Source organism: Streptomyces sp. NPDC004284, assembly GCF_042874035.1.
Lineage (GTDB): Bacteria > Actinomycetota > Actinomycetes > Streptomycetales > Streptomycetaceae > Streptomyces.
Genome location: NZ_JBIAMJ010000009.1, coordinates 220221 through 243702, shown reverse-complemented (window position 1 = coordinate 243702; position 23482 = coordinate 220221). Strand labels below are relative to the sequence as shown.

At 71.9% G+C, this 23482-nt stretch carries 19 protein-coding genes and 1 pseudogene; 10 read left to right on the top strand and 10 right to left on the bottom strand.

Translation table 11 applies throughout. The features are described 5' to 3' along the window. Positions 1–101 precede the first annotated feature (101 nt). The 4 genes from ACFYUS_RS24445 to ACFYUS_RS24430 all read left to right on the top strand — a co-directional run bounded on the left by ACFYUS_RS24445 (position 102) and on the right by ACFYUS_RS24430 (position 2904). Positions 102–686, top strand: a complete 585-nt coding sequence (locus ACFYUS_RS24445) for a 50S ribosomal protein L25/general stress protein Ctc (protein WP_388855897.1) — start codon at positions 102–104, stop codon at positions 684–686. Between the two features lie 110 nt (positions 687–796). Next, positions 797–1393 (top strand): aminoacyl-tRNA hydrolase, encoded by a 597-nt coding sequence (pth, locus tag ACFYUS_RS24440; protein ID WP_388855783.1) that lies wholly within the window; start codon positions 797–799, stop codon positions 1391–1393. Between the two features lie 40 nt (positions 1394–1433). After that, the gene (locus tag ACFYUS_RS24435) at positions 1434–1877 is read left to right on the top strand and encodes a hypothetical protein (RefSeq protein WP_388855780.1); all 444 of its coding nucleotides are present in this window, start codon (positions 1434–1436) and stop codon (positions 1875–1877) included. A 166-nt stretch (positions 1878–2043) separates the two neighbouring features. After that, positions 2044–2904 (top strand): LPXTG cell wall anchor domain-containing protein, encoded by an 861-nt coding sequence (locus tag ACFYUS_RS24430; protein ID WP_388855777.1) that lies wholly within the window; start codon positions 2044–2046, stop codon positions 2902–2904. A 68-nt stretch (positions 2905–2972) separates the two neighbouring features. Here ACFYUS_RS24430 and ppc read toward each other — a convergent pair whose 3' ends face one another. Then, positions 2973–5702, bottom strand: a complete 2730-nt coding sequence (gene ppc / locus ACFYUS_RS24425) for a phosphoenolpyruvate carboxylase (protein ID WP_388855774.1) — start codon at positions 5700–5702, stop codon at positions 2973–2975. A 245-nt stretch (positions 5703–5947) separates the two neighbouring features. On the opposite strand from ppc, the gene ACFYUS_RS24420 reads away from it, so the two are divergent. The 4 genes and pseudogenes from ACFYUS_RS24420 to ACFYUS_RS24405 form a co-directional block, all read left to right on the top strand. Further along, the gene (locus ACFYUS_RS24420) at positions 5948–6931 is read left to right on the top strand and encodes an acyl-CoA desaturase (protein WP_388855771.1); all 984 of its coding nucleotides are present in this window, start codon (positions 5948–5950) and stop codon (positions 6929–6931) included. After that, complete coding sequence (locus ACFYUS_RS24415; RefSeq protein WP_388855894.1) at positions 6931–7629, top strand: TetR/AcrR family transcriptional regulator; 699 nt, start codon at positions 6931–6933, stop codon at positions 7627–7629. The genes ACFYUS_RS24420 and ACFYUS_RS24415 overlap by 1 nt, the downstream gene beginning before the upstream one ends. Positions 7630–7839: 210 nt before the next feature. Further along, positions 7840–9576, top strand: coding sequence for an FG-GAP repeat domain-containing protein (locus ACFYUS_RS24410; protein WP_388855768.1), 1737 nt, complete (start codon positions 7840–7842; stop codon positions 9574–9576). A gap of 240 nt (positions 9577–9816) precedes the next feature. Then, positions 9817–9915: pseudogene (locus tag ACFYUS_RS24405) on the top strand (hypothetical protein); the annotation flags it as partial. 241 nt (positions 9916–10156) lie between these two features. Here the strand turns inward: ACFYUS_RS24405 and ACFYUS_RS24400 are convergent. Continuing rightward, positions 10157–10990 (bottom strand): trans-aconitate 2-methyltransferase, encoded by an 834-nt coding sequence (locus ACFYUS_RS24400; RefSeq protein ID WP_388855765.1) that lies wholly within the window; start codon positions 10988–10990, stop codon positions 10157–10159. A 163-nt stretch (positions 10991–11153) separates the two neighbouring features. Here ACFYUS_RS24400 and ACFYUS_RS24395 point away from each other — a divergent pair, with 163 nt between their 5' ends. Further along, on the top strand, positions 11154–11651 hold the full coding sequence (locus ACFYUS_RS24395) for a MarR family winged helix-turn-helix transcriptional regulator (protein WP_388855762.1): 498 nt from the start codon (positions 11154–11156) through the stop codon (positions 11649–11651). On the opposite strand, the gene ACFYUS_RS24390 is transcribed toward ACFYUS_RS24395, so the two are convergent. The 5 genes from ACFYUS_RS24390 to ACFYUS_RS24370 form a co-directional block, all read right to left on the bottom strand. After that, entirely contained in the window at positions 11610–12380 is a 771-nt protein-coding gene (locus ACFYUS_RS24390) for a LuxR C-terminal-related transcriptional regulator (RefSeq protein WP_388855759.1), read from the bottom strand. The two genes, ACFYUS_RS24395 and ACFYUS_RS24390, sit on opposite strands and share 42 nt — an antisense overlap. Positions 12381–12622: 242 nt before the next feature. Then, positions 12623–13762, bottom strand: coding sequence for a galactokinase (galK, locus tag ACFYUS_RS24385; RefSeq protein ID WP_388855755.1), 1140 nt, complete (start codon positions 13760–13762; stop codon positions 12623–12625). Further along, on the bottom strand, positions 13759–14727 hold the full coding sequence (gene galE / locus ACFYUS_RS24380; protein ID WP_388855752.1) for a UDP-glucose 4-epimerase GalE: 969 nt from the start codon (positions 14725–14727) through the stop codon (positions 13759–13761). The genes galK and galE overlap by 4 nt, the downstream gene beginning before the upstream one ends. Beyond that, the gene (gene galT, locus ACFYUS_RS24375; RefSeq protein ID WP_388855749.1) at positions 14724–15767 is read right to left on the bottom strand and encodes a galactose-1-phosphate uridylyltransferase; all 1044 of its coding nucleotides are present in this window, start codon (positions 15765–15767) and stop codon (positions 14724–14726) included. The genes galE and galT overlap by 4 nt, the downstream gene beginning before the upstream one ends. Positions 15768–15905: 138 nt before the next feature. Continuing rightward, positions 15906–16589 (bottom strand): LuxR C-terminal-related transcriptional regulator, encoded by a 684-nt coding sequence (locus tag ACFYUS_RS24370; RefSeq protein ID WP_388855891.1) that lies wholly within the window; start codon positions 16587–16589, stop codon positions 15906–15908. A gap of 211 nt (positions 16590–16800) precedes the next feature. Here ACFYUS_RS24370 and ACFYUS_RS24365 point away from each other — a divergent pair, with 211 nt between their 5' ends. Next, on the top strand, positions 16801–17253 hold the full coding sequence (locus tag ACFYUS_RS24365) for a hypothetical protein (RefSeq protein WP_388855746.1): 453 nt from the start codon (positions 16801–16803) through the stop codon (positions 17251–17253). 76 nt (positions 17254–17329) lie between these two features. Here ACFYUS_RS24365 and ACFYUS_RS24360 read toward each other — a convergent pair whose 3' ends face one another. The 3 genes from ACFYUS_RS24360 to ACFYUS_RS24350 form a co-directional block, all read right to left on the bottom strand. After that, positions 17330–19201, bottom strand: a complete 1872-nt coding sequence (locus tag ACFYUS_RS24360; protein ID WP_388855743.1) for a PQQ-binding-like beta-propeller repeat protein — start codon at positions 19199–19201, stop codon at positions 17330–17332. Positions 19202–19214: 13 nt separating this feature from the next. Continuing rightward, positions 19215–21143 carry a PQQ-binding-like beta-propeller repeat protein gene (locus ACFYUS_RS24355; RefSeq protein ID WP_388855741.1) on the bottom strand — a complete coding sequence of 643 codons (1929 nt, stop codon included), beginning with the start codon at positions 21141–21143 and terminating at the stop codon, positions 19215–19217. Between the two features lie 139 nt (positions 21144–21282). Next, positions 21283–23088, bottom strand: coding sequence for an ABC-F family ATP-binding cassette domain-containing protein (locus ACFYUS_RS24350; RefSeq protein ID WP_388855738.1), 1806 nt, complete (start codon positions 23086–23088; stop codon positions 21283–21285). Positions 23089–23482 lie beyond the last annotated feature (394 nt).

Genomic DNA, 23482 nt, shown 5'->3' with positions numbered 1-23482 from the left:
AGGGTCACGGCGGTCCGTTATCGACGCGCTCTTCGTAGCAGGCCATCGCCAGTCGTGGCCGGGTGACCACCTTTTTCGTCACCTTCTACGAGGAGTGCAACATGTCCGAGGTCAAGCTCGCCGCCAACGTCCGCTCGGAGTTCGGCAAGGGTGCCGCCCGTGCCATCCGCCGTGACGCCAAGGTTCCCGGTGTCCTCTACGGCCACGGCTCGGAGCCGGTCCACGTCACCCTCCCGGCCCACGAGCTCGGCATGGCGCTCCGTACGCCGAACGTCCTGCTCTCCCTGGACATCGACGGCACCAACGAGCTGGCGATCCCGAAGGCCGTCCAGCGCGACGCCATCAAGGGCTTCCTGATCCACGTCGACCTGCTCCTCGTCAAGAAGGGCGAGAAGGTCACGGTCGAGGTTCCGGTCCAGGCCGAGGGTGAGCTCGCCGCCGGCGGCAACCTGCTGGAGCACGTCCTCTCCACCGTCTCCGTCGAGGCCGAGGCCACCCACCTCCCCGAGGCCCTCACGGTCTCCGTCGAGGGCCTGGAGGCCGGTGCCTCCGTCCTCGCCGGCGCCATCGCCCTCCCGGCCGGCGTGACCCTGGCCACCGACGCCGACGCCGTCGTCCTCCAGGTCCTGGCCGCCCAGGCCGAGGAGCCGGCCGCCGAGGCCGAGGCCGAGGGTGCCGAGGCCTGAGCCGTAGGCTCTGCCTGACGTGACGGGGTGATGGGCCGTACGGGCCCGTCACCCCGTTTCTCTTGTACGGAATCTTGTACGGATACGCGGATACGAGGAGTGCTGCGCACATGACGGACGACGCGAACGCCCCCTGGCTGATCGTCGGTCTCGGCAACCCGGGGCCCGAGTACGCGGCCAACCGCCACAACATCGGCTTCATGGTCGTGGACCTGCTCGCGGACCGGATCCGCGGCTCGTTCAAGCGGGCGCAGAAGGCGCAGGCGCAGGTCGTCGAGGGCCGGATGGGGCCTCCGGGACCCGAGAACCGCCGGGTGATCCTCGCGAAGCCGATGTCGTACATGAACCTCTCGGGCGGTCCGGTGACGGCGCTGCGCGACTTCTACAAGGTGCCGACGGCGCACGTCGTGGCGGTCCACGACGAGCTGGACATCGACTACGGGGTGCTGCGGCTGAAGCTGGGCGGCGGCGACAACGGGCACAACGGCCTGAAGTCGATGACGAAGGCGATGGGCGCGGAGTACCACCGGGTGCGGTGCGGGATCGGGCGTCCGCCGGGCCGGATGCAGGTCGCGGACTTCGTCCTGAAGGACTTCTCGTCGACGGAGCGCAAGGACCTGGACTGGTTCGTGGACCGGGCGGCGGACTCGGTGGAGTGCCTGCTCGCGGAGGGCCTGGAGCGGGCCCAGTCGGCGTACAACTCGTAGGGCCTGGCGCCCGGAACGTACGACTGTACGATCGCGGGTCATGACGCACGTCCGTACCGCAGCCATGGCCCTGGTCGCCCTGTTCCTCCTCGTCGCGGGTGCCTGGGCCTCGTGGAACTCCGCCCAGCACGTCCTGCTCTCCAAGGGCCGCGAGCACGGGACGCTGACGGTGACCGACTGCACCGACGAGACGTGCAGCGGCCGTTACGTCCCGGAGGACCCGTCGTCGACGCGGCGGACGCTGACGGTCGCGCGGTCGGTCGCGGCGGAGAAGGGCATGACGATCCCGGTGGTGGTGAAGCCGGGTACGGACGAGGGCGTGCGGGCGGGCTGGGGCGGCGGTCTGCACGCCTGGCTCCCGCTGGGCGGGGCGCTGATCCTGGCGGCGCCGCTGGTCGGGGGCGGGATGCGGCTGCCGCGGACGGCGTGGTCGCTGGCGGGGGTCGGCGGGGCGGTGCTGGTGGCCGCGTTCTTCGCCCTCTGATGCCCCGTTTAAACCTGATTCCTGGGTCAATCGTTATGGGCCGCTGGCTTAAAGGCGACTTAAGGCGACGGATAGGCTGCCCCAGCCACCTCCCACGGCATCCTCATCCCACAGATGGACGACTATGCGACGCTCCCTCATACCCGCAGCCGCTCTTGTCGCGGCCATGGCGGGCTCCGTGATCCTGGCCCCGACCGCCTTCGCCTCCCAGGGCCCCAAGGGCGACAACGGCACGGTCAAGATCCACGACTCGAAGACCGGCGAGGAGATCAAGGCCAACGAGCCGAAGGTCTGCGAGTTCTACCTCGACGCGTTCAACTTTGACGCCTCGCAGAAGGCGATCTGGCACATCGAGGCCTGGGCGAACAACGACCAGGACAAGGGCACCGAGGTCAAGAACGGCGCCATCACCCTGGACGCCGACGGCCACGGCCGCACCGAGGACATGACCCTCGCCGACGGCCAGTACAAGCTGTTCTGGAACTTCGACGGCGAGCACGGCAAGGCCAAGCACAAGGTCTTCAAGGTCGCCTGCGAGAAGGAGACCACCGGCGGCGCCACCGGCGACAACACCACGGGTGGCACCACCACCGGTGAGACGACGACCGGCGAGACGACCGGCGAGACCACCACGGGTGAGACCACCACCGGCGAGACCACCACCGGTGAGACCACGACCGGTGAGACGACCTCCACCGGCGAGACCACCACCGGTGAGACGACCTCCACCGGTGAGACCACGACCGGTGAGACGACCTCCACCGGCGAGACCACCGCCACGGGCGAGACCACCTCCACGGGTGAGCAGACCACGGGTGACACCACCACCGCGGGCGGCGCCACCGGCTCCACCGGCGCCGACACCAACGGCGGTTCGACCGCCGGCGGTACGGACACCAAGGGTGAGGGCAACCTCGCCGAGACGGGCTCCAGCGCCCCGGTCGGCATCATCGCCGCCGTCGCTCTGGCCCTCGCGGCCGCCGGCGCGGTCCTGGTGACCCGCCGTCGCAAGGCCCAGCAGGGCTGAAACGGCTCATGACGAAGCCCCCGCCGGTTCTGACCGGCGGGGGCTTCGTCATGCGTACGGGAAGGGCGTCAGCCGGTGTTGCGGAGGCCCGCCGCCACGCCGTTCACCGTGAGGAGCAGGGCCCGTGCGAGCAGCGGGTCCGGGTCCTCGCCGCGCTCGGCGTCCGCGCGCTGGCGGGCGAGGAGCGCGACCTGGAGGTAGGAGATCGGGTCCAGGTAGGCGTCGCGGATGGCGAAGGTCTGCTGGAGGACCGGGTTGGAGTCGAGGAGCTTCTCGCCGCCGGTGACCTTGAGGACCTCGGCGACGGTCAGCTCGTGCTCGGCCTCGATGGTGTCGAAGACGTGCTTGAGGTCGTCGGGGACCAGGGTGTCCACGTAGTGGCGGGCGATCCGCAGGTCGGTCTTCGCGAGCGTCATCTCGACGTTGGCGAGGAAGTTGCGGAAGAAGTGCCACTTCTCGTACATCTCGCCGAGGACCGCGTCGAGTCCGGCCTCGCGCAGGGCCTTGAGGCCGGAGCCGACGCCGTACCAGCCGGGGACGATCTGGCGGGACTGGGTCCAGCCGAACACCCAGGGGATGGCACGGAGTCCGTCGAGGGAGACGCCGGAGCCGGGGCGGCGGGAGGGCCGTGAGCCCAGGTGCAGGTCGGCGAGCTGGTCGACGGGGGTGGAGGCGAGGAAGTACGCCGGCAGGCCGGGGTCCTCGACGAGCCCGCGGTACGCGGTGTGGGCGGCGTCCGAGACGGTGTCCATGGCCGCGTCCCAGCGGGCGAGGGCCTCGTCGGACTGGCGCGGCGCGGTGTGCAGGGCGGAGGCCTGCAGGGTGGCGGCGACGGTCAGTTCGAGGTTCTCGCGGGCGAGCGAGGGGATCAGGTACTTGTCGGAGATGACCTCGCCCTGCTCGGTCACCTTGATCTCGCCCTCCAGGGTGCCCCAGGGCTGGGCGAGGATCGCGTCGTGCGAGGGGCCGCCGCCGCGGCCGACGGTGCCGCCGCGGCCGTGGAAGAGCCGCAGGCGGACGCCGTAGCGGTGGGCGACGTCGCGGAGGCGGCGCTGGGCGCGGTGGATCTCCCACTGGCTGGTGGTGATGCCGCCGAACTTGGAGGAGTCCGAGTAGCCGAGCATGACCTCCTGGACGTCGCCGCGGAGCGAGACGAGGCGCCGGTAGGAGGGGTCGGCGAGCATGTCGTCGAGGATGACGTCGGCGGCCTTGAGCTCGTCGGTGGTCTCCAGGAGCGGCACGATGCCGATCTTGGCCCAGCCGCCGTGCAGGTCGATCAGGCCGGCCTCGCGGGCGAGGACGGCGGCGGCGAAGACGTCGTCGGCGCCCTGGCACATCGAGATGATGTACGACTCGATGACCTCCGGGCCGAAGCGCTCGAAGGCCTCCTTGATGGTGTGGAAGACGCCGAGGGTCTTCTCGCCGGCGGCGTCGAGGGGGGCCGGGGTCGGGGCGAGCGGGCGGCGGGAGCGGAGCTCCTTGGCGAGCAGCTTCTGCCGGTAGTCGCGGGGCATGTCCGCGTACCGCCAGGACTCCTCGCCGAGGCGGTCGAAGAGCTGGCCGAGGGCGTGGTGGTGGGCCTCGGCGTGCTCGCGGACGTCCATGGTGGCGAGCTGGAGGCCGAAGGCGGAGAGGGTGCGGATGACCCGGTCCATGCGGCCGTCGGCGAAGAGGGCGCCGCGGTGCTCGCGCAGGGAGGTCTGGACGAGGGTGAGGTCGCGGATGAGGTCGGCGGTGCCGAGGTAGTCGCGGCCGTCCTGGTGGGGGGTGCCGTGGGCGAGGCGCTCGCGGGTGTTGAGGAGCTTCTGCCGGACGCAGGTGACCTTGAGGCGGTAGGGCTCCTCGGCGTTGAGGCGCTTGTAGCGGGGGCTGATCTCCGGGAGGAGTTCCAGGTCGCGCTGGAGGGAGTCCAGGAGGTCCTGGGTGGCTCCGGTGTAGCGGATGGAGTTGGAGAGCAGTCCGCGGAGGAAGTCGACGAGTTCGAGGGCGTCGGTGATGCCGTGCTCGTGCTGGAGGATCAGGACGTCCCAGGTCACCTGCGGGGTGACGTTGGGGTTGCCGTCGCGGTCGCCGCCGATCCAGGTGCCGAAGGTGAGCGGGCGGGTGCCGGAGGGCAGGTCGAAGCCGACGCGCTCCAGTTCGGCGGCGAGGTCCTCCAGGACGTCGCCGACGGCGTTGGCGTGCAGCTCGTCGAGGTAGTAGATGGCGTTGCGGGCCTCGTCGGCGGGCTCGGGGCGGACCACCCGGAGCTCGTCGGTCTGCCAGATGAGGTCGATGTTCTCGGCGAGCCGCAGGTCGGTGCGGCGCCGCTCGGACTGGCCGACCGGGGTCTCCAGGAGGGCGGCGATGCGGCGGAGCTTGTTGAGGACGGAGCGGCGGGCGGCTTCGGTGGGGTGCGCGGTGAAGACGGGCCGTACGTTGAGGTTCTTGACGGTCTCGCGGACGTGCTCGGGGTCGCCGTCCTTGAGCATGTCGGCGGTGCGGGCGAGGAGGCCGCCCTCGGCGGCGCGCTTCTCGCGCATCTCGCGGCCGCGGTGGACCTGTTCGGTGACGTTCGCGAGGTGGAAGTAGGTGGAGAAGGCGCGGACGAGCTTGGCGGCGGTCTCGAGTTCGACGCCGCGGAGCAGCTCGGCGGCGGCCTCGCCGTCCTCGCGGGTGAGGCGGCGGACCTTCTCGACGAGGTCGAGGAGTTCGTGGCCTTCCTGGCGCACGAGGGTCTCGCCGAGAAGATCGCCCAGTCGGCGGATGTCGGCGCGCAGCTCGGTGCTGGCGGTGGGGGTCTGGTCGGCACTGCTCACAGGTGCGGCTCCTTGCAGTGTTTGAGCACGTCTGGAGGGGTTTCCGGAGGCTTGCGGACCGCGCTGTCCGACGCGTCCAGGATAGGTGTCCACATGGTGGGCGGCGGGCAGGTCCCCTCTTTGCGCCCTCTTGCCGCGCGCCACGGCGCTGCCATACTTACGACGCCGTAGGTTACGGAGGCGTAGCCACGACTTCGTCCTTCGACGCGTTCCCCTTCTTCACCCACTCCTCACCAGGGACACCCATGACCATGAGCCCCGAGATGACGACGGCGTCCGAGGCGCCGGACGACACCGCGGCCCTGCCCTCCGCCACGCTGGGCGGGGACAGCAAGCGTTCGATCGAGCAGATCACCCTGCTGCTGTTCATCACGGTGCCGTTCCTGGCGCTGCTCGCGGCGGTGCCGCTGGCCTGGGGCTGGGGGGTGAGCTGGCTGGATCTGGGGCTGATGGTGGTCATGTACTACATCGGCTGCCACGGGATCACGATCGGTTTCCACCGGTACTTCACGCACGGTTCCTTCAAGGCGAAGCGGCCGCTGCGGATCGCGCTCGCGATCATGGGTTCGCTGGCCGTGGAGGGTCCGCTGGTGCGCTGGGTGGCGGACCACCGCAAGCACCACAAGTTCTCGGACGCGGAGGGCGACCCGCACTCGCCGTGGCGGTTCGGCGAGACGGTTCCGGCGCTGATGAAGGGCCTGTGGTGGGCGCACATCGGCTGGATGTTCGACGAGGAGCAGACGCCGCAGCACAAGTACGCGCCCGATCTGATCAAGGATCCGGCGATCCGGGCGATCTCGCGCCAGTTCGTGCTGTGGACGATCGTGTCGCTCGCGATCCCGCCGGTGGTGGGCGGTCTGGTGACGATGTCGTGGTGGGGCGCGTTCACCGCGTTCTTCTGGGGCTCGCTGGTACGGGTGGCGCTGCTGCACCACGTGACGTGGTCGATCAACTCGATCTGCCACGCGGTGGGCAAGCGTCCGTTCAAGTCGCGTGACCGCTCGGGCAACGTGTGGTGGCTGGCGGTGCTGTCCTGCGGCGAGTCCTGGCACAACCTGCACCACGCGGACCCGACGTCGGCCCGGCACGGGGTGCTGCGCGGCCAGCTCGACTCCAGCGCGCGGCTGATCCGCTGGTTCGAGCAGCTGGGCTGGGCGAGCGATGTGCGCTGGCCGGCGAAGGCCCGCATCGAAGCCCGCCGCCAGACCGCGCCCGCCGACGCGGCATGATGGAAGACGTGGCGATCGAGGGCAGGACCGGCGGTACCGGCAGCAGCAGCGGCGGAGAGCAGAAGCAGCCGGCCCGGCGTGGGCGCCGGGTGCGGATGACGGGCGCGCAGCGCCGGGAGCAGCTGCTCGACATCGGTCGCACGCTCTTCGCGGAGAAGGGCTTCGAGGGCACGTCGGTGGAGGAGATCGCGGCGAAGGCCGGGGTCTCCAAGCCGGTGGTGTACGAGCACTTCGGGGGCAAGGAGGGGCTGTACGCGGTCGTGGTCGACCGGGAGATGCGGCAGCTCCTCGACGGGGTGACGGGGGCGCTGACGGCGGGGCATCCGCGGGAGCTCCTGGAGCAGGCGGCGTTCGCGCTGCTCGACTACATCGAGAACTACACGGACGGTTTCCGGATCCTCGTACGGGATTCGCCGGTGGCGCAGTCGACGGGCACGTTCGCGTCGCTGATCAGCGACATCGCCACGCAGGTGGAGGACATCCTCGGCCTGGAGTTCAAGGCCCGCGGCTTCGACCCGAAGCTGGCGCCGCTGTACGCGCAGGCCCTCGTGGGCAGTGTGGCGCTGACGGGCCAGTGGTGGCTGGACGTCCGCAAGCCGAAGAAGGCGGAGGTCGCGGCGCATCTGGTGAACCTGGCGTGGCACGGGCTCGACGGTCTGGAGCAGAAGCCGCGGCTGATAGGGCACCGCAAGAACTGAGCGCCGTACGAGCCGAGCACCGTGAAAGCTGACGGACCGGGGAAACCGGCTGGACTCCCCACTTCCGCTCGGGAGTACACTCCTCCCCACATCCGGGGGGGTGTTCGCCCTCCGTACGCGCCCGAGGCCTTACGCGCCCGTGGCCGTGCGGAGGCGCCGCGGACCCCTCTTTCCGGTCCTTGGTTCTCACGTTCCCCAGGGGGGGATCTTTTGCGTTCCGCATTCTCCGGGCGTGCTCGTCGTGTCACCACCTGCACCGCGCTCGCCCTCTCCGCCGGCATGCTGCTGGCGTCTCCCGCCGTGGCCGAGCCGGCGCCCCGGCCGCCGCGGCCGGTCGTGGAGCAGCCGCTGATCGCCGACACGACGACGCCGAAGCTGGACATGTCGCAGCCGGCCGTCGAGACGGGCGCTGTCCGTGCCGCCGAGGCGTCGGCCGTCGTGCCGGCCCGTTTCGACGTGGACGGCGACGGCAGGACCGATCTGATCCACCGCAAGCAGGACGGCCGGACGTACGTCGCGCGGACCGCCACGGCGGATGCCGTCAAGTTCACGGCGGACGACTCGCTCCTCACCCACAACCTCGACCTCGTTCCGCTCGGGGACCAGGACGGCACGGGCAAGCCCGAGGTGCTCTCGGTCTCCCGGAACGGCGTGCTCCGGCTGTACGCGGAGGCCACCTCGACCTCCGGCACGCTCACCTGGTCGGGCACGGGCTGGACCATCTACAACAAGCTGTTCTCGCCCGGTGACGTCGACGGTGACGGCAGGGCCGACCTGCTGGCCCGGCAGTACGACGGCGAGCTGTACTTCTACCGGGCGACCGGCGTGCCGACGGCGCCCTTCGCGGGCCGCGTGAAGGTCGGCTCCGGCTGGGGCGTCTACGACCAGCTCGTGGGCATAGGTGACAACAGCGGCGACGGCCTCGGCGACGTCGTGGCCCGCACCACGGACGGCCGGCTGTACTTCTACGGCAGCACCGGCGACCCGGCGGCGCCGTTCAAGACGCGCCAGGTGATCGGCACCGGCTGGAGCACGTACAACCAGATCGTCGCCCCCGACGACCGCAACGGTGACGGCAAGGCCGATCTGCTCGCCCGTGACCAGTCCGGTGCGCTCTGGGGCTACAGCGGTCTCGGCAACGGCGCGTACTCGGCGCGGGTGAAGCTCTCCGGCAGCTGGCTCAGCGTGGACCAGTTCGGCGGGGCGGGCAACATCCCGACCGCCAGCAGGAGCGGGTTCCTCGGCCGCGACAAGGCCGGCACGCTCTTCTGGTACGGCGACCAGAACAACGGCACGCTCACCGCACGCGCGCAGTGGGGCCCCGCCGGCGCCTGGGCCGGCGCGCACCTCTCGTACGTCTCCGCCCTGGACGAGGGCGCGTTCGCCGACCTCCTGGAGGTCTACCAGGGTCACCTCTACAACACCAGCATCGAGTACGACTTCGGCGGCGGCTGGCAGATCTACAACCTGCTCGTCGGCCCGGGCGACCTGTCCGGCGACGGCACATCCGACCTGCTGGCCCGGGACGCCTCCGGTGTCCTGTGGCTGTACAAGGGCAACGGCGCGGGCACGGGCCTCGCCTCCCGGATCAAGGTCGGCTCCGGCTGGGGCGCGTACAACCGGATCCTCGGCGCGGGTGACTTCTCGGGCGACGGGCGTACGGACCTGCTGGCCCGGGACGGCTCCGGCAACCTGTACCTGTACAAGGGCACCGGCTCCGCGACCGCTCCGTTCACCGGGCGCGTGCGGATCGGCACGGGCTGGGGCACGTACACCATGCTGGCGGCGCCGGGCGACCTGAACGGCGACGGCAAGGCCGACCTGCTGGGCGTGACCTCGGCGGGCGACCTGTACCGGTACCTGGGCACGGGCACGGGCACCAGCGCCGCCCTCTCCTCCCGGGTGTGGACCGGCCGCGGCTTCCAGACCTACACCAACCTGTACTGACGTGGCCGCGGGTGCCCGCACCGGAACCCCGGTGCGGGCGCCCGCACGCGTGAGCGGACTCCCGTCCGGCACCCGACGAGGGGTGCTCCCGGCCTGTGAACGAGGTCGTCTCCGCGCGGCCGCCACCGCCGCCGCGCCGGCACCGCCCTCGCCACCCGCATCAAGATCGGCGGCGGCTGGGGCGCGTACGACAAGCTCCTCGGCGCCGGCGACTACACCGGGGACGGCCGCACCGACCTGGTGGCCCGCACCACGACCGGCAACCTGTACGTGTACCCGGGCACCGGCAACGCCACCACGCCGTTCAAGGCCCGCGTGAACATCGGCTCCGGCTGGAACGCGTACAGCAAGCTGGTCGCCCCCGGCGACCTCAACGCCGACGGCAAGGCCGACCTCCTCGGCATCACCTCCGGCGGCGACCTCTACCGCTACCTGAACACCGCCCCGGGCAAGTTCGCCCCGCGGGCCAGGCTCGGCGGCGGCTGGGGGATCTACAACTCCGTCCAGTGACGGACCGAGGGTCTTCCGCGGGCGCCCCGCCCCGGTTCTCCGGCGCGGGGCGCCCCCGCGTCCACCCCCTTCAGGGCTTCTTGCGGGCGACCGCGAAGATGCGGCGGAACGGGAAGACCGTGCCGTGCGGGCCGGGCGGGTAGGCCTCGCGGAGGAGGGCGCGGTACTGGGCGAGGAAGTGGTCGACCGCCTTCCGGTCGTCGCCGAGGGTGGTGAGGACGGGGCGCAGGGCGGTGCCCTTGACCCAGTCGAGGACGGGGTCCTCGCCCTGGAGGACGTGGCGGTACGTGGTCTCCCAGACGTCGGTCTCGCAGCCGAGGTCGGCGAGGCGGGCGAGGTACTCGTCGGGGTCGAGGACGGGGACGCGGCGGCGGGCCCGGCCGCCGAGGCGGGACCGCCACTCGGGGGTCTCGCAGAGCTCGCCGAGCAGGACGTGGCTGGGCGCGGTGAAGTTGCCGGGGACCTGGAAGGCGAGGGTGCCGCCGGGGCGGAGTCCGTCGATCCAGGCGGCGAAGGACCGGGGGTGGTCGGGGACCCACTGGAGGGCCGCGTTGGAGACGATCAGGTCGTAGGGCTCGTCGGGGGTCCAGTGGGCGGCGTCGGCCTGCCGGAAGTCGAGCCGGCCGCCGCCCCGGGTGGTGCCCGCCCAGTCCTTCTCGGCGCGCTCCAGCATCTCGGGCGAGAGGTCGAAGCCGGTGATGTGCGCGTCGGTCCACCGGTCGGCGAGGAGGACCGTCACGTTGCCGGGGCCGCAGCCGAGGTCGGCGATGCGGGCGGGCCGGTCCTGGGCCGGCAGCCGGGGTATCCGGGCGAGCAGGTCGAGGAACGGGCGGGTGCGGTGTCCGGAGTGGTGGAGGTACTGCCGGGGGTCCCAGGTCGGTGCGACGGGTTGCGCGGGGTGCATGGGCGAAGCCTCCTTGCCGGCACGGGGTGCCGAAGCGGAAGGGAGTTCCGGGCGGGTCCTTTCTCCATGGTCCGGCGGAATGTATCTTGACTCCAAGATACTCGATATCGAGAAACTCGAATACAAGAGACTTTATGTCAACAGACCCTCTACACTGATCGCCATGGAGGACGAGGTCGACCGACTGGTCGCAGCATGGCGCCGCGAGCGCCCGGACCTCGACGTGGAACCGCTCGAGGTGCTCAGCCGTGTCTCACGGCTCGCCCGCCACCTCGACCGCGCCCGTCGGCTCGCCTTCTCCGAGCACCAGCTGGAGCCCTGGGAGTTCGACGTCCTGACCTCCCTGCGCCGGGCCGGAGCCCCGTACCAGCTCTCCCCCGGCCAGCTCCTCACCCAGACCCTGGTCACCTCGGGCACCATGACCAACCGCATCGACCGGCTCACCAAGAAGGGCCTCGTCGAGCGGCTCCCCGACCCCAGCGACCGGCGCGGGGTCCTCGTCCGGCTCACCCCCGAGGGCCGCGACCGCGCCGACGAGGCGCTCGCCGGGCTCCTCGCCCAGGAGCGCGCCATCCTGGCCCAGCTCTCCAGCACCCAGCGCGGCGAGCTGGCCGGACTGCTACGCCGGCTGACCGCCCCGTTCGACAACGTCCCCGGCTAGCACCGGCTCGGCGGGCCCCACGCCCGCCCGGCGGGCCAGCGCCACCGCCGCCAGCGTCGAGTGCACGCCCAGCTTCCCCAGCACGTTCTGCATGTGCGTACGGACGGTGTGCGGCGACAGGAAGAGGCGCTCGGCGACCGCCTTGCGGCCCAGGCCCGCGACCATGCAGCGCAGCACCTCCCGCTCGCGCGGGGTCAGCGACTCCACGAGCCGCTCGCTGTCCGTCCGGTGCTTGCGGGCCGCCGTCAGCTCCCGCAGGACGCCCGTGAGCAGCGCGGGCGGCAGATGCGTCTCGTCCCGCAGCACGCCCCGCACGACGGCGAGGAGCCGCTGCAGCGAGCAGTCCTTCGCGACCCAGCCGGAGGCCCCGGCCTGGAGCGCGAGCGCGGCCCGGCGCGGGTCGTCCTTCTCCGCGAGGACGACCGTGCGGAGCGCGGGCTGCGCCCTTCGTACGCCCATGACCAGCGAGATCCCGTCCACGGCGCCCTCGGCGTCCTCGGGCACCGCGCGCGCCGCGGCCGGGCCGACGGGACCCGCGCCCAGCTCGGCGTCGACGAGCAGCACGTCGAACCTGCGGCCCTCCGCCGCGCCGCGCTCCAGACAGCGCAGGGCCGCCGGGCCGCTGCCGGCGGCGGCGACGTCGACATCGGGCTCCGCCGCCAGGGCGGCGGCCAGCGATTCGGCGAAGATGCGGTGGTCGTCCACCACCAGGACGCGGATGCGTGCCACGGACACTCCCAAGTGTCGAGGAACGGACCGACGCGGGTACGGCGCCGGAGGCGGGTCCGCCGAACGCACGGCCGCCGCCGTGCGTTGACTGTTACCCCGCTTCTGGCGCCGTACCCGACGGGTCTCGCCCCCTGAACAGCACCGGCCCCCACCGGCGCTGCCCAACAGAGTAGGGGCGGGGCGCCGTGGTGGGGGCCGATTCCCGGAAACCGTCCGAAGCCGTGCGGACGCGAGCGGTGGGGTCAGAGGCGCCGCGCGCCCGCCGACGGCACGGCCGGGAAGACGCCCGGGGCCGCGTACCCGGCCTCGGCGAAGGCCTTCCCGACGGCGGCCGTGACCGCCTCCGCCCGCTCGGTGTCGACGAGGACGAGCGCCGAGCCGCCGAAGCCGCCGCCGGTCATCCGGGCGCCGAGCGCCCCGGCCGCGTTCGCCGCCTCGACGACGAGGTCCAGCTCCGGGCAGGAGACCCGCAGATCGTCCCGGAGGGAGGCGTGGCCCTCGGTGAGGACCGGGCCGACGGCCCGGGTGTCGCCGGCGTCGAGCAGCGCGATGGTCCGCTCGACCCGGGCATTGTCCGAGACGACGTGCCGCACGTACCGCAGAACCGTCTCGTCGCTCAGACGTGCGAGCGCTTCGGGGAGATGCGCGGCGCTCACCTCGCGCAGGGTGGTGACACCGAGCGCCCGCGCACCCGCTTCACAACCGGCGCGCCGCTCGGCGTACGCGCCGTCGCCGAGCGCGTGCTTCACGCGGGTGTCGACGACGAGCAGCTGGAGCCCTTCGCGCGCCAGGTCGAAGGGGACCTGGCGGTACGAGAGGTCCCGGGTGTCCAGATGGAGGGCGTGGCCCTCCTCGGCGCAGGCGGAGGCCATCTGGTCCATGACCCCGCAGGGCACGCCGACGAAGGCGTTCTCGGCGCGCTGGGCGAGCCGGGCGAGCTCGGGCCGGGAGAGCCCGAGCCCGAACAGGTCGTTCAGGGCGAGCGCGGTGACGACCTCCAGGGCCGCCGAGGAGGAGAGCCCGGCGCCGGTCGGCACGGTCGAGGCGAGGTGGACGTCGGCCCCGGTGACGGGGTGCCCGGCCTCCCGCAGCGCCCAGACGACACCGGCCGGGTAGGCGGCCCAGCCGCCGCCGGAGAGCGGCTCCAGGGCGTCCACGTCCAACTGGACGATCCCGCCGTCGACATCGGCGGAGTGCAGGCGCAGGACGCCGTCCTCGCGGCGGGCGACGGCGGCGGTGGTGGTGTGCGGCAGCGCGAGCGGCAGCACGAAGCCGTCGTTGAAGTCGGTGTACTCCCCGATGAGGTTGACCCGCCCGGGGGCGGCCCAGACGCCGTCGGGCGCGGCGCCGTACAGCGCCTCGAAGTCGGCGGCGAGGCTCATGCGCCCTCCTCCTCATGGTGGAGACGCGCGAACGCCCAGGCGTCGGCGACGACATCGGCCAGGTCCGGGCGGGACGGCGTCCAGCCGAGCCGCTCGCGGGCGGCCTCGGCGGAGGCGACCAGGACGGCCGGGTCGCCGGGGCGGCGCGGGGCGGTGATCTCGGGGATCGGGTGGCCGGTGACCTTGCGGACGGTCTCGACGACCTCGCGGACGGAGAAGCCGTTGCCGTTGCCGAGGTTGCAGATCAGGTGCTCGCCCGCCGTCATCGCGTCGAGGGCCAGGAGGTGGGCCTCGGCGAGGTCGGCGACGTGGATGTAGTCGCGGACGCAGGTGCCGTCCGGGGTCGGGTAGTCCTCGCCGTACACGGAGATCGCCTCGCGCCGGCCCAGGGCGACCTGGAGGACGAGCGGGATCAGGTGGGACTCGGGCTCGTGCCGCTCGCCCTGTGCGCCGTACGCCCCCGCCACGTTGAAGTAGCGCAGCGAGACGGCGGCCAGGCCGTGGGCGGCGCACTCGCCGCCGATCATGTGGTCGACGGCCAGCTTGCTCGCCCCGTACGGGCTGGTGGGCGCGGTCGGCGCGGTCTCGGTGATCGGCACGGTCTCCGGCTCGCCGTAGGTCGCGGCGGTGGAGGAGAAGACGAGCCTGCGGACCCCGGCGGAGCGCATCGCGGCGAGCAGGGCCATGGTGCCGCCGACGTTGTTCTCCCAGTACTTCTCGGGCTTGGCGACCGATTCGCCGACCTGGGAGAAGGCGGCGAAGTGCAGGACTCCGTCGTAGGAGGAGTCGAGCCACTCGGCCGCGTCCTGGATGCGGCCCTCGATGAACTCGGCCCCCTCGGGGACGGCTTCGGCGAAGCCGGTGGAGAGGTCGTCGAGGACGGTGACCCGGTGGCCCCGCTCCAGGAGGTGGGCGGCGACCACGCCGCCCACGTAACCCGCCCCGCCCGTCACCAGATACTTCATGCGCTTGCCACCTCTCGAATGCGCCGGGCCGCGTCCTCCGGCCGTACGTCGTTCATGAACGCGCCCATGCCGGACTCGGTGCCCGCGAGGAACTTCAGCTTGCCCGAGGCCCGCCGGACGGTGAAGAGCTCCAGGTGCAGTCCGAAGTCCTCGCGCCGCTCGTCCGTGAACGGCGCCTGGTGCCAGGCGGCGATGTAGGGCGTCGGCGGCTCGCCCGGGCCGAAGATCCGGTCGAAGCGCCTCAAGAGTTCCAGATAGACCTGTGCGAACTCCGTGCGGGCCCCCTCGTCGAGGGCGAGCAGGTCGGGCACCCGCCGCTTGGGGTGGAGGTGGACCTCGTACGGCCAGTGGGCGGCGTACGGCACGAAGGCGATCCAGTGCTCGGTCTCCAGGACCACCCGCTCGCCGTCGGCCTTCTCGCGGGCGACGAGGTCGTCGAAGAGGTTCCCTCCGGTCGCCGCCCGGTGCTCGTCGGCGCGGCGGCGCATGGCGGCCGTGCGGGGCGTGACGTACGGGAAGGCGTAGATCTGGCCGTGTGCGTGGGGCAGGGTGACGCCGATCTCCGCGCCCCGGTTCTCGAAGCAGTAGACCTGCTCGACGCCGGGCAGGGCGGAGAGCTCCGCGGTCCGGTCGGTCCAGGCGTCGAGGACGAGCCGGGCCCGCTCCTCGGTGAGGTCGGCGAAGGAGTCCGTGTGGTCGTCGGTGAAGCAGACGACCTCGCAGCGGCCGACGCCGCCGGAGAGGGAGGGGAAGCGGTTCTCGAAGACCGCCACCTCGTAGCTCTCCTCGGGGATCTCGCTCTCCCGGCCGTCGCGGGCCGGGCAGAGCGGGCAGGCGTCGGCCGGCGGGAGGTAGGTGCGGGTCTGCCGGTGCGAGGCGACGGCGACGTTGTCGCCGGTCAGCTCGTCGTACCGGATCTCGGAGCGGGAGACGACGCGGGCGAGGGGGCGCGGGTCGACGGCGGTGCGGACGACGTCGTCGCGCGTGTCGTAGTAGATCAGCTCGCGCCCGTCGGCGAGCGTGGTCACGGTCTTCTTCACGGGGGTGTGCCCTCCAGGGCGGACCAAACAGAACCACGCACAAAGAACCACAATCAAACATCGGAGTCAATGGCGAAGCCCGGCACCGCCCCGACGGGCCCGGAACTCAGTACGGCCCGCGCCGCCCGGACCCGGAACTCAGTACGGCCTGCGCTGCCCCGGCACCGCCCGGTCGAGCAGCCCCGTACGGGCCGCGAGCGCCGCCGCCTCGAGGCGCGAACCGACCCCCAGCTTCATCAGCACCCGCTGCACGTGCGTCCGCGCCGTGCTCGGCGCGATCCCCATCCCCGCCGCGATCAGCCGGGTGTCCTCGCCCTCCGCGACCCGGACGAGCACCTCCACCTCCCGGTGGGTCAGCAGCCGGAGCAGCCGCTGCGCCTCGTCGTCCGGCTGCGCCGAGGGGTGCAGCAGCTCCGCGAAGGCCCCCTGGAGCAACTGCGGCGCCACCGCCGACTCCCCCGCCCGCGCCTTCACCAGCGCGCGCTCCACGCCCTCGATGCGCTCGTCGTGGCGGACGTACCCCGAGGCCCCGGCCGCGAACGCCGCCGCGATCCCGCGCGGCGACGGCACCGGGCCGAGCACCACCACGGCCACCTGCGGCCGCTCCCGCTTGATCCGCACGACCGGATCGAAGGCCCCCGGCGCGTCCGGCGCCGCCGTGCCCAGGAGGCAGACCTCCGGCGCCCGGCTCACCACCAGCTCCGCGGCCCCCGCCACCGGCGCGGCCGCCGCGAGCACCCGGTGCCCGCGCAGCTTCAGCGCCGAGGCGAGCGCCTCCGCGAGCAGGCGGTGGTCGTCCACCACCACGAGGCGTACGCCCATCCCGGCCATCCCCCCTCCTCCTGGCCCGCCGGCTGTCCCGGCGGCCCGACCCGGAAAGCTACACGCTGCCCCGCCCCGCACCACCCCAACCGCGCGCCCGGCACGTCCGGACGGCGAATCCCCCCTGAGGGGGACGGAACTGGCGAGCCGTCAGAATCCGACGGCCGTCCGGTCTGACATGATCGACACACCGCAGAAGAGGGGAAGCTCCATGACCGTCCGCCGTCGCTCCGTCGCCCTGGCCGCCGCCGCGGCAGCCCTGCTGGTCCCGGCCGCGGCCGGCACCTCGCACGCCGCCCCCGTCCCCAAGAGCGAGGTGTACCTGACGACGCCCTTCTCCAAGGTCGTCGCCGGATGGCAGTGGCGGAGCGACCGCCTGGACCCGGTCATGCTCTCCGTCCAGGACACCAACGCCGACGGCTACGCGGTCAGCGTCCGCCTCGTCACGGAGTCCGCGGGCGAGGGCCGCCACTACTGGACCACCCACATGGTCACGAGCGGCGCCGGCACGGGCCTGAACCGCACGACCTACGCGATCACGAACGGCACCCCGCTGCGCGCCTGGGTCGAGACCTGCAAGTGGAAGGGCGGCGCCGGCTCCGACTGCCGCATCTCCAGGATCACGTACAACCCGATCGACGACTCCTCCATGTCGGGCCGCTGAACGCACCCCGGCACACACGCGCGTGGGCCCCTCCGGATGATCCGGAGGGGCCCACGCGCGCGCGTCGTACCGGCCGTCAGTGCCCCGCGGAGAAGGCGACGATCAGGTACTCCTTGATGTCGGCGGCCGAGGGGGTGTCCCGCGGCTTGCTGACCATGGTCCCCGAGATGAAGAACCGGCCGTTCCCGTAGAGCATCTCGGAGCCGTTGAGGCTGAAGCTGGTCTCGGCGTTGTGGATCGACTTGTCCGCCGGGTTCTCCAGGAGCAGCGTCTCCTTCATCGTGCCGCCGTCGACCGAGACGATCCGGCCGCCCTTGTCGTAGGGGGGCGACTTGTAGACGATGAGGTTGCCGCCGTCCATCCGCAGCGGGACGAAGGTGTACTTGTCGCCCGCGTCGGCCTTCTCCGGCACCGTGCGCCCGGTGGCCAGGTCGAAGGCGATGATCTCGTTGGTCTCGGACCCGAAGTCGCCGGTGCTGCCCTCGTGCTCCTCGGTCGGCACGTACAGCCGGCCGTTGCCGACGAGCGCCTGCGAGCAGGCCTCGACCCTGGTCGAGCGGCAGCGGGCCGCGTACTGCTCCGCGTCCGCCGTGATCTTCGCCTTCAGCTTCCCGGTCTTCTCGTCGATCGAGAAGAAGTCCGAGATGCCGCTGCCGTCACCGGCGGTGTCGCCGACGTCGGCCGCGACGACCAGCGGCTTGGTGGAGACGACCGCCGCGTACTTCACGCCGGGCGGCATCTTGTACTGCGAGATCGGGGCGCCCGTGGTCGGGTTCAGGTTCTGGATCAGGACGTTCGGGTTGTCGTACGAGCCGCACTTGCGGACCGCGACGAGGCCCTCCCCGCCGCCGTAGCCCAGGTCGTAGCAGTTCTGGTCGTTGGCCTGCGGCTTCCAGCGCGGGTTGCCGTTGGCCAGGTCGAACGCGGCGCCGCCGTCGGTGCCGCCGGCCGCGACGGTCGTCCCGCTGAGCGTGACCTCGCTGAACCGGGCCTTCGCGTCGCCGGCCGTGCCGCCGGTGACCGAGGTCGACCACATCAGCTTGCCCGTGTTCAGGTCGACGACGCCGACCTCGGTGCAGTTCTGGTAGAAGCGCGGAGCGGTCCGCTTGGCGGCCTCGAAGAGGATCGCCGTCTTGTTGTCCGCGGTGACGTGGCGCGAGGCGCCGCAGACCTGGCCGGTCAGCGGCAGCGTCCACTGGACAGTGCCCTTGTCCAGGTCGTACGCGACGAGCGAGTTCACGCCCGGCTTCACGAACGACTTGTCGGTGAGCCAGGAACCGGAGACGTCGGTGAGGTCCTGGACCTTCGGCTCCGCGACCGTGTAGGCCATCTTCGCCTGGGTACTCGCCGGGACCTTCTCCTTGCCGCCCCCGCCGATCCCGCCGGCACCGGTGCTCCCGCCGCCGGTGCCCTGCGAGGAACCGCCCGAGCCCTTGGCCTCGTTGCCCCCGTCACCGCCGCCGGAGTTGGCGTACCAGATGCCGACGCCGACGATCAGGACGACGGCGACGACCGCCGCGATGACGATCTGGAGCTGCGCCGACAGCTTCTTGCCGCCGCCGGGTGCCGGGGGCGGGGCGGGCTGGGCGTAGCCGCCGTACTGCGGCTGCTGCGGCTGCGTCGGATAGCCGTACGGGGGCGGGACCGGCTGCTGCGGCTGCTGCGGGTAGCCGCCGTACTGCGGGGGCTGCTGCGGCTGCTGCTGGGGCGCGGTCGGGTAGCCGTACGCCGGGGGCTGCTGCGGCTGGCCGAAGCCCTGGTCGGGCTGGGCCGGCGGCTGCTGCGGGTAGCCGTAGCCGGGCTCCGGCTGGGGCTGCTGCGGGTAGCCGTAGCCGGGCTCCTGCGGCGTCGGGGCTCCGAAGCCGGCGTCCTGCGGGGGCGTCGGGGCGCCGAAGCCGCCCTGCGGGTCCGGCGGCTGGTTCGGCGGGGGCGGGGGTGGCTGCGTCATCGGTCCGTGTACCTCACTTGCTGAAGGCCATCATCGTCTTGACCTGCATCTCGTCCTTGTCGTTGGACGCCGACACACGCCCGCTCGCCACGACGAAGGTGCCGCTGCCGTAGGCGTAGCCCGCGTCGTAGAAGCTGCTCTCGATCTCGGTGGTCGAGGCCGGGTGCTGGAGCAGGATCTTCGGCGCACCGCCGGTCGGGGCGAGGGTGGCGACGAAGCCGCCCTTGTCGTACAGCGGGGCCGCGTACAGCAGGACGTCGGAGCCCTCCATGCGCAGCGGGGTCACCGTGCGGCCCTCGGGCGCCTTGGAACGCCACTTGGCCTTGCCGGTGTTCAGGTCGAAGGCGACGACCTCGTTCGTCTTGCCGTAGCCGCCCTCGGTGGCCATGTAGAAGGTGTTCGCGTCGGCCGCGACACCGGTGCAGCCCTGGAGGTTGCGGCCGAAGATGACCAGACCGCCGCCGCAGGAGGGCGCGAACGTGTCCTTGCCGCCCTGGATCTGCGAGCGGGGCCTGCCGTTCGCGTCGAGCGAGAAGATGGACCACTTCTTCTGCTCGCGCTGGGTCGCCGAGACGACCAGCGGGTCGACCGAGTAGACCTTGTCGACCTCCCAGTTCGCCTCCAGCTTGAAGGTGAACTTCGGCTTGCCGGTGTTGGGGTCGACCTGGCCGACCGCCTGGATCTTCTTGGTCGTGCTGCCCGACGGGCAGTCCATGGCGGCGATCAGCTTGCTGCCGCCCGCGTAGGCGAAGGGCTTGCAGCCGGTGTCGGCGCCCTTGAAGAGCTGGTGGCCGTCGGCGAGCGAGAAGCCGTACGCGCTGCTGGAGCCGGCGGCCGTGACCGTGTTGCCGCTGATGGCCAGGGTGTTGTCGGAGAAGGCGAAGAAGCCCGTCGCCTTCGGGACGGTCTTCTTCCAGCCCGCCTTGCCGGACTTGAGGTCGATCTTCTGGAGCTGGGTGCACTTGGCGCCGTCCTTGGCGCTCTCGGCGTAGCCGAAGACCATGGTGCCGTCGGCGGCCGGCTGCGCGGGGGCGGCGCACAGCTGGAACGGCAGGTCGATGTGCCACTTGGACTTGCCGTCGGTCAGGCCGTAGCCGTCGACGCCCTTGTACATCGCCTTGACGACGGTGTCGCCGACGATCCACGGGCCGAAGACGTCGGAGCCGTTCCGGGGCAGGTCGACGTTGTTCTTGAGGAGCCACTCGACCTTCGCCTCGCCGGCCTGGCGGCCCGCGTTGAGGTCCTCCTCGCCGTTGTCGCCGTCGCCCGAGCCGTCGCCCTCGTCCACCGACGCGGTGGGCTTCGGGGCGCCGGAGGCGGTGGCCGTGGCGGTGGGCTTGGCGACCGGGTCCTTCTCGTCGTCCCCGCCGACGACGGCCCAGGTCGTGACGGCGGCGACCAGGACCGCGCCGGCGGCCACGGCGGCGACCACACCGGTGCGGCCCTTGAACGGACCGCCGCCGCCGGCGGGGGCCGGGGGCTGCTGGGCGGGGTAGCCGCCGTAGGGGTTCTGCTGCTGACCGTACGGGCCGGGCTGGCCCTGCTGCGGGTATCCGTAGGGCTGCTGCGGCGCCTGGCCGTACGGGCCGGGCTGGCCGGGCTGGCCGTAGGGGCCGGGCTGACCGTACGGACCGGGCTGGCCGGGCTGGCCGGGCTGGCCGGGCTGACCGGGCTGACCGGGCTGACCGGGCTGACCGGGCTGACCGTACGGAGGCTGACCCGGCTGCCCCGGCTGCTGCGGGTATCCGTAACCGGGCTGCGGCACCTGCCCGTACGGTCCCGGCGCGGCGGGCGGCGGGGACTGCGGAGCGGGCGGCGTCTGCGGTGCCTGCGGCGGGACCGGCGGCACGGACGGCGTGCCCGGAGCCTGCCCGGCGCCCTGGTTCGGATCCTGGGGGGCTCCGAAGCCCCCCGGCGGCTGGTTGCTCGGCGGCTGGGTCATGAGCGGTTTCCCCCTTGACGTGAACGGGTTTTCTTTCTACCACTCACGCCATGGCGCAAAAGCGACCGGTCCGCCCCTTGTACCCAAGGGAGGACCGGCCTGTGATGCCCTCGTTATGCGTCCGGAGGCCTTTCGCGGCCTAGGCGTCCTCGGCCAGCTCCAGCCAGCGCATCTCCAATTCCTCCCGCTCCGCCGCGAGTTCCCGCAGCTCCGCGTCGAGCTTCGCCACCTTCTCGAAATCGGTGGCGTTGTCGGCGATCTGCGCGTGCAGCTTCGCCTCCTTGTCGGAGAGCTTGTCGAGCTGCCGCTCGACCTTCTGCAGCTCCTTCTTGGCGGCGCGGGCGTCGGCGGCGGAGACGCCGGACTTCGCCTGCGCGGGCGCGGCGGCGGGCGCCGGGACGGACGCCTCGATCATCTTCTGGCGCCGCTCCAGGTACTCGTCGATGCCGCGCGGCAGCATCCGCAGGGTCCGGTCGCCGAGCAGCGCGAACGTCCGGTCCGTGGTGCGCTCGATGAAGAACCGGTCGTGGGAGATGACGATCATGGAGCCCGGCCAGCCGTCGAGGAGGTCCTCCAGCTGGGTCAGGGTCTCGATGTCGAGGTCGTTGGTGGGCTCGTCGAGGAAGAGGACGTTCGGCTCGTCCATCAGCAGACGGAGCAGCTGGAGGCGGCGGCGCTCACCACCGGAGAGGTCGCCGACGGGCGTCCACTGCTTCTCCTTGCTGAACCCGAACTGCTCGCAGAGCTGACCGGCGGTCATCTCGCGGCCCTTGCCGAGGTCCACCCGGTCACGGACCTGCTGCACGGCCTCCAGGACGCGCAGGGTCGCGGGGAGTTCGGTGACGTCCTGCGAGAGGTAGGCGAGCCGGACCGTCTTGCCGACGACGATCTTCCCTGCGGCGGGCTGCTTCTCGCCCTGGCTGACGGCCGCCTCCGCGAGCGCCCGCAGGAGTGAGGTCTTGCCCGCGCCGTTGACGCCGACGAGGCCGATGCGGTCACCGGGCCCGAGCTGCCAGGTCAGGTGCTTCAGCAGCTCCTTGGGCCCGGCGCTGATGCTCACGTCCTCCAGGTCGAAGACCGTCTTGCCGAGGCGCGCGTTGGCGAACTTCATCAGCTCACTGGTGTCGCGCGGCGGCGGCACGTCGGCGATCAGCTCGTTCGCGGCCTCGATGCGGTAGCGCGGCTTGGAGGTACGGGCGGGGGCACCGCGCCGCAGCCACGCCAGCTCCTTCCGCATCAGGTTCTGCCGCTTGGCCTCCTCCGTGGCCGCGATCCGCTCACGCTCGGCACGGGCGAAGACGTAGTCGGAGTAACCGCCCTCGTACTCGTGCACGTCACCCCGCTGCACGTCCCACATCCGGGTGCAGACCTGGTCGAGGAACCACCGGTCGTGCGTCACGCAGACGAGCGCCGACCGCCGGCTCTGCAGGTGCCCCGCGAGCCAGGCGATGCCCTCCACGTCGAGGTGGTTCGTGGGCTCGTCGAGAACGATCAGGTCCTGGTCCTCGATGAGCAGCTTCGCCAGCGCGATGCGCCTCCGCTCACCACCGGACAACGGCCCGATGACCGTGTCCAGCCCCTTCTCGAACCCCGGCAGGTCCAGCCCGCCGAACAGCCCGGTCAGCACGTCCCGGATCTTCGCGCTGCCCGCCCACTCGTGGTCCGCCATGACCCCGATGACCTCGTGCCGGATGGTCGCCTCCGGATCCAGCGAATCGTGCTGCGTGAGCACCCCGAGGCTCAGCCCACCACTGTGGGTCACACGGCCGCTGTCGGCCTCCTCCAGCTTCGCCAGCATCCGGATGAGCGTGGTCTTGCCGTCTCCGTTGCGCCCCACCACCCCGATCCGGTCCCCTTCGGAGACACCGAGCGAGACCCCGTCGAGCAGGGCACGGGTGCCGTACACCTTGCTGACGTTCTCGACATTGACCAGGTTGACGGCCACGTTGACTCCTGTACGGGGTGATCGATCGACGTCCAGGGTACGTCGCCGTACGCATCGCCCCGGAGGGCCACCGGCAGGCCCCCGGCCCCGCTCGACGGGCACCGGCAGGCAGACCTGCCGTTATCCGACACCCCGACCCGGCATGTCTCGCCTTCTGCGATCAAGATGTCGGTTTCGTGCTCGGCATGCAGATTCAGATTCCTGTCCGACCCAAGCGTCCTGGGCGAGGAACGAGATGACCGCACGAACCACGAGGGCCGCCCTCCACCTCCGCCTCAGCCGCGGCAGCGAAGGCAGTACGTCGAATCCTGGTCCTCCCGCTTCGAGCGAATCCGGCCGGCCCCCACCGTCGGTCGGCAACGCGTCCCGACCGACGCATCCGTGCGGGAGGAAT

Excerpts from the sequence above, each read along its gene's own strand:
- ACFYUS_RS24445 (WP_388855897.1), top strand. The coding sequence starts at position 102 with ATGTCCGAGGTCAAGCTCGCCGCCAACGTCCGCTCGGAGTTCGGCAAG.
- pth (WP_388855783.1), top strand. The coding sequence starts at position 797 with ATGACGGACGACGCGAACGCCCCCTGGCTGATCGTCGGTCTCGGCAAC.
- ACFYUS_RS24435 (WP_388855780.1), top strand. The coding sequence starts at position 1,434 with ATGACGCACGTCCGTACCGCAGCCATGGCCCTGGTCGCCCTGTTCCTC.
- ACFYUS_RS24430 (WP_388855777.1), top strand. The coding sequence starts at position 2,044 with ATGGCGGGCTCCGTGATCCTGGCCCCGACCGCCTTCGCCTCCCAGGGC.
- ACFYUS_RS24420 (WP_388855771.1), top strand. The coding sequence starts at position 5,948 with ATGACCATGAGCCCCGAGATGACGACGGCGTCCGAGGCGCCGGACGAC.
- ACFYUS_RS24415 (WP_388855894.1), top strand. The coding sequence starts at position 6,931 with ATGGAAGACGTGGCGATCGAGGGCAGGACCGGCGGTACCGGCAGCAGC.
- ACFYUS_RS24400 (WP_388855765.1), bottom strand. The coding sequence starts at position 10,990 with ATGCACCCCGCGCAACCCGTCGCACCGACCTGGGACCCCCGGCAGTAC.
- ACFYUS_RS24395 (WP_388855762.1), top strand. The coding sequence starts at position 11,154 with ATGGAGGACGAGGTCGACCGACTGGTCGCAGCATGGCGCCGCGAGCGC.
- galK (WP_388855755.1), bottom strand. The coding sequence starts at position 13,762 with ATGAGCCTCGCCGCCGACTTCGAGGCGCTGTACGGCGCCGCGCCCGAC.
- galE (WP_388855752.1), bottom strand. The coding sequence starts at position 14,727 with ATGAAGTATCTGGTGACGGGCGGGGCGGGTTACGTGGGCGGCGTGGTC.
- ACFYUS_RS24370 (WP_388855891.1), bottom strand. The coding sequence starts at position 16,589 with ATGGGCGTACGCCTCGTGGTGGTGGACGACCACCGCCTGCTCGCGGAG.
- ACFYUS_RS24365 (WP_388855746.1), top strand. The coding sequence starts at position 16,801 with ATGACCGTCCGCCGTCGCTCCGTCGCCCTGGCCGCCGCCGCGGCAGCC.
- ACFYUS_RS24360 (WP_388855743.1), bottom strand. The coding sequence starts at position 19,201 with ATGACGCAGCCACCCCCGCCCCCGCCGAACCAGCCGCCGGACCCGCAG.
- ACFYUS_RS24355 (WP_388855741.1), bottom strand. The coding sequence starts at position 21,143 with ATGACCCAGCCGCCGAGCAACCAGCCGCCGGGGGGCTTCGGAGCCCCC.